This window comes from Gardnerella sp. DNF00571G (assembly GCF_049262695.1).
GTDB lineage: Bacteria > Actinomycetota > Actinomycetes > Actinomycetales > Bifidobacteriaceae > Bifidobacterium > Bifidobacterium piotii.
Genome location: NZ_CP058396.1, coordinates 934,385 through 949,408, shown reverse-complemented (window position 1 = coordinate 949,408; position 15,024 = coordinate 934,385). Strand labels below are relative to the sequence as shown.

The 15,024-nt window shown below is 42.6% G+C and carries 12 protein-coding genes and 1 tRNA gene; 9 read left to right on the top strand and 4 right to left on the bottom strand.

The annotated features are described in order from the left end of the window. Positions 1-100 precede the first annotated feature (100 nt). The 6 genes from hflX to HXT30_RS03940 all read left to right on the top strand — a co-directional run bounded on the left by hflX (position 101) and on the right by HXT30_RS03940 (position 6,091). Positions 101-1,570 (top strand): GTPase HflX, encoded by a 1,470-nt coding sequence (hflX, locus tag HXT30_RS03965; RefSeq protein ID WP_422111837.1) that lies wholly within the window; start codon positions 101-103, stop codon positions 1,568-1,570. Between the two features lie 131 nt (positions 1,571-1,701). Beyond that, positions 1,702-2,664 (top strand): L-lactate dehydrogenase, encoded by a 963-nt coding sequence (locus tag HXT30_RS03960; RefSeq protein ID WP_004130300.1) that lies wholly within the window; start codon positions 1,702-1,704, stop codon positions 2,662-2,664. A gap of 156 nt (positions 2,665-2,820) precedes the next feature. Further along, a complete protein-coding gene (locus tag HXT30_RS03955) occupies positions 2,821-4,167 on the top strand; it encodes a SufS family cysteine desulfurase (protein WP_422111347.1) in 1,347 nt (448 codons plus the stop codon). 28 nt (positions 4,168-4,195) lie between these two features. Continuing rightward, positions 4,196-4,822, top strand: a complete 627-nt coding sequence (sufU, locus tag HXT30_RS03950; protein WP_422111346.1) for a Fe-S cluster assembly sulfur transfer protein SufU — start codon at positions 4,196-4,198, stop codon at positions 4,820-4,822. A gap of 77 nt (positions 4,823-4,899) precedes the next feature. Next, positions 4,900-5,376, top strand: coding sequence for a metal-sulfur cluster assembly factor (locus tag HXT30_RS03945; RefSeq protein WP_016635688.1), 477 nt, complete (start codon positions 4,900-4,902; stop codon positions 5,374-5,376). A gap of 13 nt (positions 5,377-5,389) precedes the next feature. Beyond that, positions 5,390-6,091: an HAD family hydrolase gene (locus HXT30_RS03940; protein ID WP_422111345.1), complete on the top strand. Its 702-nt coding sequence runs from the start codon at positions 5,390-5,392 to the stop codon at positions 6,089-6,091. Between the two features lie 451 nt (positions 6,092-6,542). On the opposite strand, the gene HXT30_RS03935 is transcribed toward HXT30_RS03940, so the two are convergent. The 3 genes from HXT30_RS03935 to HXT30_RS03925 form a co-directional block, all read right to left on the bottom strand. Then, on the bottom strand, positions 6,543-7,196 hold the full coding sequence (locus tag HXT30_RS03935; RefSeq protein WP_422111344.1) for a DUF4125 family protein: 654 nt from the start codon (positions 7,194-7,196) through the stop codon (positions 6,543-6,545). A gap of 109 nt (positions 7,197-7,305) precedes the next feature. Further along, complete coding sequence (locus HXT30_RS03930; RefSeq protein ID WP_422111343.1) at positions 7,306-9,387, bottom strand: DUF4037 domain-containing protein; 2,082 nt, start codon at positions 9,385-9,387, stop codon at positions 7,306-7,308. A gap of 131 nt (positions 9,388-9,518) precedes the next feature. Beyond that, positions 9,519-9,592: transfer RNA gene (locus HXT30_RS03925), tRNA-Pro, on the bottom strand. A gap of 433 nt (positions 9,593-10,025) precedes the next feature. Here HXT30_RS03925 and lysS point away from each other — a divergent pair. After that, a complete protein-coding gene (gene lysS / locus HXT30_RS03920; RefSeq protein WP_415701795.1) occupies positions 10,026-11,702 on the top strand; it encodes a lysine--tRNA ligase in 1,677 nt (558 codons plus the stop codon). Between the two features lie 155 nt (positions 11,703-11,857). Next, entirely contained in the window at positions 11,858-12,598 is a 741-nt protein-coding gene (locus HXT30_RS03915; protein ID WP_004130287.1) for a phosphoglyceromutase, read from the top strand. A gap of 144 nt (positions 12,599-12,742) precedes the next feature. On the opposite strand, the gene phoU is transcribed toward HXT30_RS03915, so the two are convergent. After that, entirely contained in the window at positions 12,743-13,423 is a 681-nt protein-coding gene (gene phoU, locus HXT30_RS03910; RefSeq protein ID WP_415701796.1) for a phosphate signaling complex protein PhoU, read from the bottom strand. A 154-nt stretch (positions 13,424-13,577) separates the two neighbouring features. Between phoU and HXT30_RS03905 the strand changes: the two genes are divergently transcribed. Continuing rightward, positions 13,578-15,017 carry a sensor histidine kinase gene (locus tag HXT30_RS03905; protein WP_422111342.1) on the top strand — a complete coding sequence of 480 codons (1,440 nt, stop codon included), beginning with the start codon at positions 13,578-13,580 and terminating at the stop codon, positions 15,015-15,017. Positions 15,018-15,024 lie beyond the last annotated feature (7 nt).

The window sequence follows — 15,024 nt, the reverse complement described above, 5'->3', positions numbered from 1 at the left end:
TAATAAAGGATTTAACGTAAGTAGTTAAAGAAAAATAGCAAAGGGCATAGTTTTGGTAGATACTTTAGCAAATAGTGATTTGGCAAGTGGTGATAATAATATGCCCGAGCATAAAAATGAGCATAAAGACTTTCTTTCAGGCCATAGTGAAGTTCTACTAGACGATGCAAACGCTGATTTCGGTGAGCAAATCCATAACGAAGCTTGGCAAGAGCGCGAATCAAGAAACGCGTTAAAACGAGTTGCTGGTCTTGGAGAATTACAAGACGTAACCGAAGTAGAGTACAGAAAACTAAGGCTGGAACGCGTTGTTTTAGTAGGCGTGTGGTCTAGCGCTCGCGGAACTCTAAGCCAAGCAGAAGAGTCTCTTAGAGAGTTGGCAGCACTTGCTAAAACAGCTGGAGCAGTAGTGTGCGACGGCATGTTGCAGCAAAGATACAGACCAGATGCAGCAACGTATGTTGGTTCTGGAAAAGCGCGTGAACTTGCAGCGGTTGTAGCTCAAAATGATGCGGATACGATTGTTGTAGACGACGATCTTCCACCAAGCCAGAGAAGAGCTTTGGAAGACGCTACTAAAGTCAAGGTTGTAGACAGAACGGCTGTTATTCTAGACATTTTCGCTCAACATGCAACAAGCAGGGAAGGAAAGGCACAAGTCGAGCTTGCTCAGCTTCAATACATGCTTCCGCGACTTAGAGGTTGGGGTGCTGCTCTTTCTAGGCAGGCTGGTGGCCGCGCTGCTGGAGACGCTGGAATAGGCTCTAGAGGCCCTGGAGAAACAAAAATCGAAATGGATAGGCGCGCAATTAGGAATCGAATTTCAAAATTGCGTCACGACATTGCGCTAATGGCACCAACTCGCGAGACAAAGCGTGGATCTAGGCGTCGTCAAGATATTCCAACCGTTGCTGTAGTGGGGTATACAAACGCTGGAAAATCTTCGATTATAAATAGACTTACTGGCTCTAAGGAGCTTGTAGAAAATGCGCTTTTTGCCACTTTGGATACTGCTGTTCGAAAGTCTTTAACTAAAGATGGTCGCGCGTACACGCTTGTAGACACGGTTGGTTTTGTGCGAAGGTTGCCAACTCAGCTAGTGGAAGCGTTTAAGTCCACTTTGGAAGAGGTTGGCCAAGCAGACGTTATTTTGCACGTTGTTGACGGTTCTCACCCAGACCCTGTTTCTCAAATTGAAGCAGTTAACGAGGTTTTAGCTCAAATTGACGGAGTAGAAGACATTGCGCAAATTATTGCGTTTAATAAGTCGGATGTTATGCAAGAGCCAATGCGTTTGCGCTTAAAATCTTTGTATCCTGATTCTCTTATTGTCTCTGCGCAAAGTGGCGAAAATATTGAGCATCTAAAAGCGCGCGTAGAAAATTTGTTACCTTCGCCACATGTTCACGTTAAAGTTAAGCTTCCTTATAGTGATTATTCTGGATCTTTGCTATCTAAAGTTAGAGAAAATGGCATTGTAAAATCAGTGGAATATAAGGATTCTGGCATAGAATTAGATGCTTTTGTTGGAGATTCTTTGGCTGCAAAACTTATGCAAATTGCGCTTTAAACAAAATTCCTTAGGTGTGATTAAAGTAAAAACTGTTCATGCATATATCTCTATTGTTAGAGCAGCCCTTATATTTTGAGTTATTTATTAGCTAGAGGGTTGACTCTGTTTTGTGGAAAAGGGGTTTTCTAATGGTGAATTCTCAGGTTAAGCCAACAAAGCTTGCGATTATTGGTGCTGGCGCAGTAGGTTCTACGCTTGCGTTTGCTGCTGCTCAGCGCGGTGTTGCTCGTGAAATTGTGCTTGAGGATATCGCTAAGGAACGTGTTGAAGCAGAAGTGCTCGATATGCAGCACGGTTCTAGCTTCTACCCAGCTGTTTCTATTGCTGGCTCCGACGATGTTGAAATTTGCCGCGATGCCGATATGGTTGTTATTACTGCTGGCGCTCGTCAAAAGCCTGGTCAGACTCGTTTGGAGCTTGCAGGTGCAACTATCAATATTATGAAGTCGATTATTCCTAATGTTGTTAAGGTTGCTCCAAACGCAATTTACATGCTTATTACAAATCCTGTTGACGTTGTTACGCATGTTTCTATGAAGCTTTCTGGTCTTCCTGCTAATCAAATGTTTGGATCGGGTACAAACCTTGATTCTGCACGTTTGCGCTTCCTTATTGCTCAGCACACTGGTGTGAATGTTAAGAACGTTCACGCTTATATTGCTGGCGAACATGGCGATTCCGAAGTTCCACTTTGGGCTTCTGCAACTATTGGTGGCGTTCCAATGTGCGAGTGGAATGCTCTTCCAGGTCATGAGCCATTGGATGAAGCTAAGCGCGAAGAGATTCATCAAGAAGTTAAGAACGCAGCTTACAAGATTATTAACGGTAAAGGCGCTACAAACTACGCTATTGCAATGTCTGGCGTAGATATTGTTGAGGCTGTTCTTCGCGACACCAACCGCATTTTGCCAGTTTCTTCTTTGCTTGAAGACTTCCATGGAATCTCAGACGTTTGCATGTCGGTTCCAACTTTGTTGAACCGCAACGGCGTAAATTCTCGCTTGAATACTCCAGTTTCGGATCGCGAGCTTGCTGCTTTGAAGCGTTCTGCAGAGACTCTTCGTCAAGCTGCGGCACAATTTGGATTCTAATTAGTTTTTGCTTTATGATTTAAGCGTTTATGCGTTTATGCTTAGCTGTTCGTAAAGCGCTAATTACTAAGATTTAAGTCTTGAAAGTCGCTCCTTCAATCATTGTTTTGGGGGAGCGGCTTTTAAGTTATAAATTTGATTAAAAGGTGATTTTGAATGTTGAATCATAAAAGTCTTGGAACAGATTTTGCGCTAATGCGTGATTTTGAAGATTTAAGGCTCCAATTTCCGATTTTAAGTCGCAAAGTACATTCAAAACCCTTGATTTACTTGGATTCTGCAGCAACTTCTCAAAAGCCGCAAGTTGTAATTAATGCCGAAAACGAGTTTTATAAAACGATTAATGCTGGCGTACATAGAGGCGCGCACGAGTTGGCAGCGCTTAGCACAGTTGCGTTTGAACAAGCGCGCGCAAAGGTTGCAAAACTCGTTGGTGCTTGTAGCAAAGAAGGAAGCGAAGAGATTGTTGTTACGCCTGGTGCTACAGGAGCGCTGAATCTTCTTGCCACTTCCATTGGAAACGCCACTATTAACTCTAGGTTAAATCGCCCTGGTTTTGCGGAAGATAACTTAACTTTGCGCCAGCATTTTGTGATTAATGAGGGCGATAATATTGTTGTTTCTCGTGCAGACCATCATTCAGTTTTATTGCCATTCCAAGAGCTTGCGATTCGCTCTGGCGCGGAGCTTCGATGGATCGATGTAAGTGAAGATGGTCGCGTGCGCGCAGACGCGGATTATTTGAGTACTGTTATTGATGAGCGCACGAAAATCGTTGCAGTTACGCATATTAGCAATGTTACGGGCGCAATCACGGATGTTTCGCCGATTTGCAAGCGCGCGCACCAGGTTGGGGCGATTTTTGTTCTTGACGCTTGCCAGTCCGTTCCGCATATTCCAGTTGATTTTCACGCGCTAGATGTTGATTTTGCAGCCTTTAGTGCTCATAAAATGTACGGTCCGACGGGAGTTGGGTTCTTGTATGGTCGCCGCAATCTTTTGAACGCTCTTCCGCCAGCCAATTTTGGTGGATCTATGGTGGAGCTTGCGTGGCTTAACAAGCCAGCGCAATATATGCAAGCGCCTTACCGTTTTGAGGCGGGAACTCAGCCAGTTGCACAAATGGTTGCTGCAGGAGTTGCAGCGGATTGGCTTTGCTCGTTGGGCATGAATAGAGTTGCAAAGCATGAGCAGGAACTTGCTGAAGAATTGCTTAAATTGCAACATGTTCCAGGAGTTCGCGTGCTTGGCCCGCTTGATTTAAGCAAGCGCATTGCAACGGTTTCTTTTGAAGTTGAAGGAGTGCATCCGCATGACGTTGGTCAGTTTTTGGATGCGCAAGGAATTGCGATTCGCGTTGGGCATCATTGCGCTCAACCGATTCATCGCCATTTTGGCGTGTACGCTTCGAATCGCGCGTCTGTTGGAGTTTATAACACAATCGAAGAAGCTCGCGAATTAATCGAAGCTGTTTCCCAAGTTCGCGCATATTTTGGCGCATAGTCGTAATATTTTAATGCAAGGAGAGCGCATGTTTGATGTGAGTTTTGATGATGACGGTAACGGTGCAAGTAGCGGATTAGAAAGCATGTATCAAGAAGTGATTTTAGATGCTGCTAGAAATCCGCACGGAAAGGCGCATTTTTTAAGCACGGAGAGCCTTTCTAAAGCAGAGTCGCAAGCAACCGATGAGCTAAAAAACGATTCTAATATAAAAATTACAAATCATCACGAAAATTGTGCTGTAGAAGCTAGTAAAGACTATGCATTTGGGGAATCTCATCAATTTAATCCAACTTGCGGAGATGAGGTTACTATGCACGTGGAACTCGCTAAAAACGTTGATAATTCAAGCAATGCGCTTATAAAAAGTATTAAGTGGGATGGTCACGGTTGCTCAATTTCGCAAGCGAGTCTTTCGATTATGGTTGATTTGGTTGAGGGAAAAACTGTTGCGGATGCCTTGCGATTAGCCGCTCTTTTTCACAAGCTTATGGAATCTAGGGGAGTGGGATTAAAAAACGAGCAAGACGAAGATGAGTTGGAAGATGCAATGGTTTTTCAAGGCGTTTCTAAATATCCAATGCGAATCAAGTGTGCGTTGCTTGCGTGGGAAGGCTTAAAAGACGGTATTGCAAAGGCTATTGAGGCTTTATAAAATCGTATGTAGCTTTATAAAATCGCGTTGTAACACTTAAAAAAATCGCGTTGTAACACTTAAAAATAAGGAACAAGATGGCAGAAAATCAAGCAGAATCAACTCTTAGCGCAAACAATATTGGGCGCGTAAGCGAGGAAGATATTCAAGAGGCTTTGCACAATGTTGTGGACCCAGAGCTTGGTATTGATGTTGTTGATTTGGGCTTAGTTTACGGGATTGAGATTGACGAGCTTGGTCGCGCGATTCTTACGATGACGCTTACGACGCCTGCTTGCCCGCTTACGGATTTGATTGAAGACGAGTGCGCGAGTGCGCTTGTTGGATTAGTGGACGAATTTAGGATTGATTGGACTTGGAAGCCGCGTTGGAGTGTTGAAAATATTACAGAAGATGGGCGCGCGCAGCTTGAGGCGCTTGGTTATAATTTGAACAATTTGCCTGCTAGCTTTGGCGCTGGGGTTGGTGTTTCTGGCGTTGGTGTTGGGGCTCCTGGTGCTTCTGGCGCTTCTGGAATGTCGTCCTATATTGGCGGAATTTCGCCAACCGAATAATTTAGGATTTTTAATGATTTGCACAGAAGATTTTTCGCCTAATTGCAATGATTTTAAGAATAGTGACGATTGCAAGAATGGTGATAATTTTATTAAGAATAGCGACGATTATTGCGATTTGTGCGCGCAAAAAATTATTGAAAACGGCATAACAGATGTTGTTTTTGACTTGCATCTTCTTGTTGATTGGGATGCGCGCCGCACATTGGAGTCAGATTACCCAGATTATATTGGCGAAGTTCTGTTTAGTTACGAGCCAGAATGGGGTTTTGAGTTTCACGAAGCTTTGCGAGAGGCTGCATGGAGCAGCCAGCGCGCACTGGAATCGTTTAGTGAGCATCACGGTCCTGCTGTAACTTGGCTTTATCGCCTGTATTTTAAGAATTTTTCACGCGGATTTTTAGGGGAGCGAGCGCGTTTTGCGTCTTTTGATCGCGATTTGATTGCAAAAGGTGTGCGCGTTTGGGCGTTGGGAAACGCTTCGCAAGAGTGGATTGATTGCGCGCGCGCAACTTGCCCAATACTTGGCGAGATAAATGGCGTTAGTGCATCTTGCGAATCTCATTTGCGCAAGCCGAATATTATGATTTATAGAGATTTTTTGAGCAAAAATGGTTTGAACGCATCTTCTACTGTTTTTGTTGAATCGGATTTGCGTAGCTTAAAAACTGCGCAAAGAATCGACTGTGCATTTGCAAAATTATTTACGCTATAGTTGCCTCAACATTTGTAAATATTTATCAATAGTTATTTGAATTTGTCAATGTTTGTCAACAGTGTCAATACTTGACTTATAAACATTTGTTATTTTTACGTTTTTCAGTCCTAAATAATCACCTATGTGCAACTTTTTAGCTGCATTTACTTGCAATTGTGCGTTATTTGTATAATAATAAAGCACAAAAGCAAGTTTTTAATAAGTGTTTGTTATCTATAAAATGATAATTCTTTTGGGAATAACCCAATTTTTTGATAGGTTGATGAAAAATTATAGCCCCTCTATTCATTACGTTATGTAAAGAAACGCGCACCAGCGGGTGACTATTCGAGGGACTCCTTAAAATTCTATCAAATTAGAATAATGTTAGCAACATACTGTAGTGCTTGTCGCTTTTAATCTGCGTGGAATCGGCAACCTTAAACAAGTTTTTTTATAAGCAAGTTAACTAGTGTGCGTGCTCTGCCGCTTCAAGCGAATCGTAACCATACATGTGCACAGTATTCGTAATAATCATTTGCGTAAGATTTAGATTTTTTGCTGCTAAATCTTCTATAAAAGCCTTATATTTAGCAAAAGTATCATCAGAATACGTGCTTAATTCTCCTCGCAAATACGTTTCAAAAGAAGTATTTTCTTCTGTATCTTCGCTTGTTTTTAGAACGCGCATTGCAAGACCTAAATGAGGGTAGTGATTGCGAAAATCGTCGGCCCACTTAACTTGCGTTAAAATAATCTTCTCTTGCTCGCTTTTTCTAGGCTCTAAAATCGGCTTAATATAAGGCTTAATCGTGCGCTCAAAAATTTCTGGCGCAGTGGACCCCATCATTCTTGCATATTTTTCTGTTATCAAATTTCTGCCATTGCTTTTTGCGCGCTCAAGATCTTTTTTATAAGATTCTTGCAAATCCAGAGGCCAAGTCAAAAATTGGCTCATTCGCATAATGTGGAATGTTGGCCAGTTTCCTTGACAATTCGCGCGTCCGCCTTCGTTTTGCGTAAGCTGGAATTGCTGCCATTCTAGTCTTGTAATTTCTTCTGCAATTGTGTGATTTTTGCTGTCTATTTGCGTTATTTGCGCGTTGTCTTCTTTGCTAATCATTTTTAATCCTACCGATTTTAGTTCTAGTAATCTTTTATACTATCTCTGATTAGGGTTTGCTGTGTTAATCTAGCTTTTCGAATTTCACGAGTTTTAATTTTCACGAGTTTTACAAGCTATGCAAGCATGCATCTTTTTGCTTAATATGTGCTTCAACATACGGGCGTTGCCATTCTAAAAATGTTTCATTGCAATCGCTTAAGCTTTGATATTTAAGCTCTTCCACTACTTCGTTGCACACGTTTTGAATAATCTCGTTTATTTTAGATTCGGCTTCGCTGCTTCCTTTTGTGCCTTCGCCAAATCCGATTCCACCAAAGCACGCCGCGGAGCTTAGTCGCATAAGCGATTCAAGCTGATTGCACACGTTTGAAAGTCTAGACGCCATTCGCGCGCTGAGCTTGCGTAAAGCTGCAAATTGCCACTTATAATATGGCAAATATCCCGCACTTATTGGGTTATTTAGCAAAAATACGATTGACGCGCTTGCACGCACGAACTCGTTTATAGAAAGCCACGCTGCAGCTCCGTCTTTTCGCGCTAGCATTCGTGGAACATTGTATTGGCCTGCTTGAGCCATCATGCCAAGCCTTCTGGAGATTAGCGAGATTCTCACATCGTCTGGCATAAGCTTAAAACTTTGACGAGTTTTGCTAAATTCTCCAAGTGGGTCTGCAAAAATTTGGCCGTTCGTAGCTGCAGCAAGTGTTGACTCGTTTAGCGAAAGCCATAAATGCGGCTCGTCTTGGCTTGGAGCAGTAGCAAATCCTGTTATGTTTTCAAAAAACTCAGATGTACTAAATACTCCGACTCGCTTGCTGCTTTCGCATGATTTAGCGCGCGGCGTTTCTTCGCGAGAGCCAAATCCAGCGTATTCTTGCGGCAAATCGTTGTAAGCTGCTTGCAAACACTCGCCAATCTTTTTGTAGTCTTCATCTGTAAGCCATAAGCAGAATCCTGGGCCAAAATCGTGGTCGCGCGAAATCTCGTCGTCAAATCCGTAGCATTCCGATCCGTGGCCAACTAATCCTGCGGCTATGCGGTTTTTGTAGTCCCTAAATTTTGGTAATTCCAGTAGTTGCTTTCCGTAAGTTTGCCAATATTCTTTTGCAAGTTGCATGCCGTTTTTTATTTTTGGATTATCTTCTGCTTTTTTAATTTTATTTGACTCTGGCTGCAGATCATCGGTTGCTGGCGATTTTTCCGCAGCACACTGAATCGCATCCGCCACGCCACTCGCCGTAAATTTTTCTGCTGCCTTCTGTGCTTGCTGCAAATTTTCCAACGTAATCGCGTACGACTCGCTATCTTTTCCGTAGCATTGTGCTATTAAATCTAGAGCTTCGCTGTATGCGTCTACAGCGTCTGAATACTCTTTTCGCGCGTATTGAACTTGAGCATATCCAGCTAAAGCAGAAGCGTAGTGCGGTTGATTTTGGTTATTTCCTGCAATGTACATGCGAATACTAGTTGAAGCGTGTTCAAAAGCAGAGTTAAGGATAGTGGATTTGCTGTTTGTGCTTTCGCTGTTTGTGTTTGCGCTGTTCTGCGAGCACTCCTGCAAAATCGCAAGCGCAAGATTCGTGTGAGTTGCTGCTATATCTATGTCTGTTGAAGGATTGATACTCGATTTTTGCAATATGTCTAATGCTTCTTCAAGCTGATCTATTGCTTCTTTAATTTTGCCTGTTTCGCTGTAAAGCATTGAAAGATTGTTGTGAAGGGCAGCGAGTTTTCTATCGTTTGGTTTTAGTGTTTTCGATGATTCTTTAAGAGCTTTAGAATATATTTCTGTTGCGCGCTCATAATCGCCAGCTGCGCGAAGGCTAGTAGCAGCGTTTATAAGCGTGGTTGTGCCAGCTTCACTGCCTGCTAGTTGCATTTTATTTGAAAGTTTTAGCGCATTATCAATGATTGGCTTGTTTTTTGCGTATTCTCCTCGAGACCTATAAAATCCCATCAACTCGTTTAATACAGATAGTTGCAATGCTTGAGCGTTTGATTCTTCTTGGTTTGATTCTTCTTGGTTTGTTGTTTCTTGGTTTGATTCTTCTTGGTTTGTTGCTTCTTGGTTTGCTTTTGCTTGCGATTGGTTTAGAGCGTTTAGCAAGTATTTTTCGATTTCTTGCGCGCTTGCGTGATTAGCAAACATACTGTCTAGTTCTTTATACAATTGCGAAACGCTTAACATTTAAGCCACCTTGCTTCTTGCGATTAAATTCCGTTTTGCTCACTACTCAATCATACAGATTTATGCGTTTAACAGAGAATTACGCGTTTATAAGAGTGTTGCAATACGCGCGATTGTGCAAAAATCAAAAGTCGGGCTGGTGGGATTTGAACCCGCGGCCTCTTCGTCCCGAACGAAGCGCGCTACCAAACTGCGCTACAGCCCGATGTTATTGTGTGAATTCATCTTACGAATGCACGATGCAACTACATTCACAATCGTGCAAGCAATACTACAATAACTTGGTTATAATAGCGTGAACTTGCTACAAAATATAATTGTGTGTCGTTAGTGTGTGTCGTTAGTAAATAAATTTTTTGAGATTTTATTAAAAATTTACTTTCACTTTTTATGGCTTGCATGCGATCTGCAATATTTGCAAAATCATGTCGCTTTTCGTAAATAATTTTGTATAACTTAATAAAATAGTAAAAATTTTTACTGTAAATCTATTTTTCTTCCGAAAACAGAAAAATATAAATATTTATATAAAAATGTGTATTTGATGTAAAAATGATTTGCGCAATCGACTAAATAATGCAATAAAACGCATTTGCGACGCGCTTAGCTGTATTACCTAGTAGCTACAATTAGCGTCTATGAGTGACACGAATACTACAATGCTTGCCGCGCAAAACGCCGCAGCAGAAAATGACGCAACAGATAACACCAACGAAATCGACACCGTTGAGCATGCCGAAATGCTACTCGCGCAAGACGAGGCTATTGCAAAGCGCGTAAACGAAGGTGCAAGCCTAGATGAAGCAATTGATCCAAGCAATAAAGAGTTTGGTCCTCTTGCACACCCAGAGCAGGTGCAAATGCGCGTTGCAAAGCGTGCGATGATGCTTAAGGAAGGCGTGCAACCATACCCAGTGCATCTTAACGTTACAGATACAATCGAAAAAGTGCGTGCCGATTTCGACGGCAAGCTTCAAGCTGGCGAAGAAACCGATACCGAGGTTGGTATTGCTGGCCGCGTTCTCTTCTTGCGTAATGCTGGCGGCTTGTGCTTCGTTAAGCTTGCTGCAGGAGATGGCACTACGATTCAGGCAATGGTTTCCAAGAAGGAAATTGGCGAAGAATCCATTAAAAGCTTCAAGCAGATGGTTGATTTGGGAGACCATTTGTATGTTCGCGGTCGCGTGATTTCTTCTAAGACTGGCGAGCTTTCCGTATTCGCAACTGAGTGGGCAATTGCAGCTAAGGCTTTGCAGCCGCTTCCAGCTTTGCATAAGGAATTAAGCGACGATACTCGCACTCGCAAGCCTTATATTGGCATGATTGCAGACGAGAAGATTCGCGATATGGTTCGTAGGCGTTCGCATGCTGTGGCTTCTCTTCGCCGCACTTTCGACAGCCACGACTTCCTTGAGGTTGAGACACCAATGTTGCAAACGGTTCATGGCGGTGCTGCTGCTCGTCCGTTTACAACTCACATGAACGCTTTCGACATTGATCTTTACTTGCGTATTGCTCCAGAACTTTTCCTTAAGCGCTGCTTGGTTGGTGGAATTGACCGCGTGTTTGAAATCAACCGTGATTTTAGAAACGAAGGCGTGGACGCAACTCACGCTCCAGAGTTTACAATGCTCGAAGCCTACCAGGCTTACGGCACTTACGATACGATTGGCGCTCTTACTAAAGAGCTGATCCAAAAGGCTGCGCTAGACGCATTCGGCTCCACTAAGGTGACTTTGCTTAATGGCGAAGAGTACGATTTTGGCGGCGAATGGAAGCAGATTACCATGTACGGCTCGCTTAGCGAGGCTTTGGGCGAGGAGATTACGCCAGAAACTTCCGTTGAGCATTTGGGCGCAATCGCAGATAAGCTTGGCGTTGAGCGCGACGAAGTGGAGAATCACGGCAAGTTGGTTGAGCACTTGTGGGAGCACTTCTACGAGGATAAGCTTTATGAGCCAACATTTGTGCGTGACTTCCCAGTGGAAACCAGCCCTCTTGTTAAGGGTCACCGCACAAAGCCAGGAATGGTTGAAAAGTGGGATTTGTATGTGCGCGGCTTTGAGCTTGCAACCGGCTACTCCGAGCTTAACGATCCTGTTGTGCAGCGCGAGCGCTTTGTTGCTCAAGCTAAGGATGCTTTGGCTGGAGACGTTGAGGCAATGGATATTGACGAGGACTTTATTGAGGCTCTCGGCGTTGGTATGCCTCCTGCTGGCGGCATGGGAATGGGTATTGATCGCTTGCTAATCGCGCTTACGGGCGCAACCATTCGCGAGACGATTACGTTCCCACTCGTAAAGCCACTTCGCTAGTTGTGATTATCGCTAGTTGTATTAGTTATAATCAGTTGAATTAATCTTAAAAGTCGTTGAATGCTATTCAAGTGTTCGGCGACTTTTTTGATTAAATTTTTCGTGTTTGTTTACTTTTTGTAAGTAGTCGTACGAAACGAATAGACTAGGTAGTTATGACATATAAATTAGTATTGCTCCGACATGGTCAGAGCGCATGGAATAAGACCAATCAGTTCACTGGTTGGGTTGATGTACCGCTCACTGAGCAGGGTGTTGAGGAAGCTAAGCATGGTGGCGAGCTTCTTAAAGAGAAGAACGTTCTTCCAGACATCGTGTTCACTTCTTTGCTTCGTCGTGCTATCAACACCGCGAATTACGCGCTTGACGCAGCCGACCGCTTGTGGATTCCAGTTCGTCGCAGCTGGCGTTTGAACGAGCGTCACTATGGCGCTTTGCAAGGCAAGAACAAGTCTGAGATTCGTCAGGAATATGGCGATGAGAAGTTTATGATTTGGCGTCGTTCTTACGCAACTCCACCTCCACAGATCGATCCAAACGACGAGTATTCTCAAACGAATGATCCTCGTTACGCAGGCGACCCAGTTCCAGAAACTGAAGCTTTGGCAAACGTTGTGACTCGCGTAACTCCTTACTGGGAGTCCGATATTGTTCCAGAGCTTAAGTCTGGCAAGACTGTAATGATTGCAGCTCACGGCAACAGCTTGCGCGCAATCGTTAAGATGCTCGACAACTTGAGCGAAGAAGAGATTTCCAAGGTTAATATTCCAACGGCTATTCCTCTTCTTTACGAGTTGGACGAGAACTTTAAGCCAATCAAGCCTCGCGGCGAGTATTTGGATCCAGAAGCTGCTGCTGCTGGTGCTGCTGCCGTGGCTGCTCAAGGTCAAAAGTGAGTTTGATTAGCTTAAGTTAGCTTAATTATCTTAAATTAACTTAAATAAAAAGTAGGTTTGCAAAATTAATTGCAAGCCTACTTTTGTTTTACAGGCTACGTTTTAGGTTTCTATTCAAAAATCGTGTTCTACGCCACTTGTGTTTTATGCTACAACTGTGTCTTTGTCTGGTTCTGGCTTCTTAGTTGGGTCAAATCCCGAAACAATAAATACAACTTGCCTTGCTGCAGCAACTGAATGATCGCCTATGCGTTCCATGAATCTGCTTAGAAGCACCAAGTCAATCAACTGTTTTCTAGTGCCGTTCCAATCTTCGCCTTCTACAAGAGCAAAAATATCTTCGTGCAACTTATCCATTACGTCGTCGCCGTGAATAATTGCATCTGCTACATTAACGTCTCTATTTGAAAGCATGTCTGTTAATTGACCTGCAAGAACATGCAAAAAGTCAACCATTTTTTCAACAGTTTCTTTTGCTTGACTTGGTATTGCGCAATCAGGCCAATTTCTTCTTGCGATTTGCGCAACGTGACTTGTTAAATCGCCCATGCGCTCAAAAGTTGCAGCAAGCCTCATAGTTGCAACTACTTCTCGCAAATCTGTTGCAACTGGATTTTGACGTGCAAGCAATATTAAGCATTGATCTATAACGTTTGCTTCTAGTGCGTCTAGCTTTGCGTCGTTATCTATAACCGTTTGCGCAGCTTCTAAGTCTGCGTTTACTAGAGCGCTTCCAGCATCGTTCATGGCTCTTGCAACAAACTCTGCCATGCGTTCAATGTTTAATGCAACTGCCTTCATCTCTTCGTTGAAAATCACTCGCATGGTGTGTCCTTTCTTGCGTTCAATCGCGCTAAATTGCCTTGGAGCATATTCGCGTTTGTTTAGATTGCCCTAATCAAGTATAGACTACTGTGCGCACGTGCGTTAAACGTATTAGTCGCTTAAATGTGAGCGCGTTAGAGTATTCTTTAAGAGTATGCTTCAAGATTCGCCATATTCGCCTTTAGTGGTGTTTGTTGTTTTTGCTTTGATTGCACTTTGTGTTGCAATTGTTGTGGTTATGTTTGCTTTTGACTTTGTTCTATCAACATTTCGTAATGTTTTTGTTCCGTTTTTTGATTCTACTTTTAGTCGTATTTTTATGACTTTTAGACGTGGTTTTAAGCGCATCTTTCGCATCATTTTTCATAAGAAAATGCAAAAAGTTTTAGTCGATTCCGACTTTGATTCCGATTCCGACTTTGATATAGACGATAGTTCCGAAGACATTAGCTCCGACGCTTGCGCTGTTTTAGCTATGCTTCCAGGAGCTACGATTGTTGTTGATAAAAATAACGACGTTTTGCGCGCAAGTTCGCAAAGCTACACTCTTGGAGTTGTTTTAGACGATTCGATTGTTCAGCCGCGCGTTTTACAAGCTGTAAATAATGTGCGATCTTCTGGAGGCTATGAAAGTTTTGATTTAGTGACTTTTACTCCCAAACAATATGTAACAATTAGTGAAGATAACGATTTTTATGTAGATAATTTAGATAATGTAGATAATTTAGATAAAACTTCGTATTTACAATCTTCGGCTGCTTTCGATTCTTCATCAACACAATCTAACGATTCAGCGCCTAATCCTTCTACAATTTCTAGACCTAATTGGCTTAATATTACAGTTGGAAGTGTTGGAGCAGGAAAAGTTATTGTTATTATAAACGATTCCAGCGCGGAGCATCTTTTTGAGCAAACGCGTAACGATTTTATAAGCAATGTCTCCAATCAACTTATTAGCTCAACACGCATGATTTCCAGCCTTACTAATGTTTTGCAAAGCAAAGATGTTAATGCAAGTCGTATTAAAGATATTGCTGCGTCTGCTCAAAAATCGTCTAAACACTTGGAACATATGTTAGAAGATTTGCTTCTTCTTATGCGAGCGCAAAGTCCTATTGATGCTTCAAAAGCTAGTGTTGTAAACGTTTTGAGAGTGTTGGAAGATGTTAAAAATCTTGTTTCTTCTCTTTCGTCTAGTAAAAATGTTCGCGTAATTATTAAAGCAGATTCTTCACTTAATGTTTTAGCGGATTCTAGTCAAATAAGCAGTGCAATTAGGAAACTTGTTGAAAACGCTATTATCTATTCTCATAAAAATAGTGTTGTTGCGCTTTGTGCTTTAAAGTCAGAAGATAATCGATTTGCTGTGATTCGCGTTGTTGATTCGGGAATTGGAATCCCTCTAAAAGATCAGCCGCGTATTTTTGAACGTTTTTATAGGTCGAGTAATCAAAATGACTTTAGTAAAGACGGCGTTGGATTGGGTCTTGCTATTGCTAAGCACGTGGCTCTTACGCATCACGGTAGCATAACATTGTGGAGTAGGCCTGGGCAGGGAACTACTGTTAATTTTGCTATTCCGCTTGCAAAGTAGTGTGCAA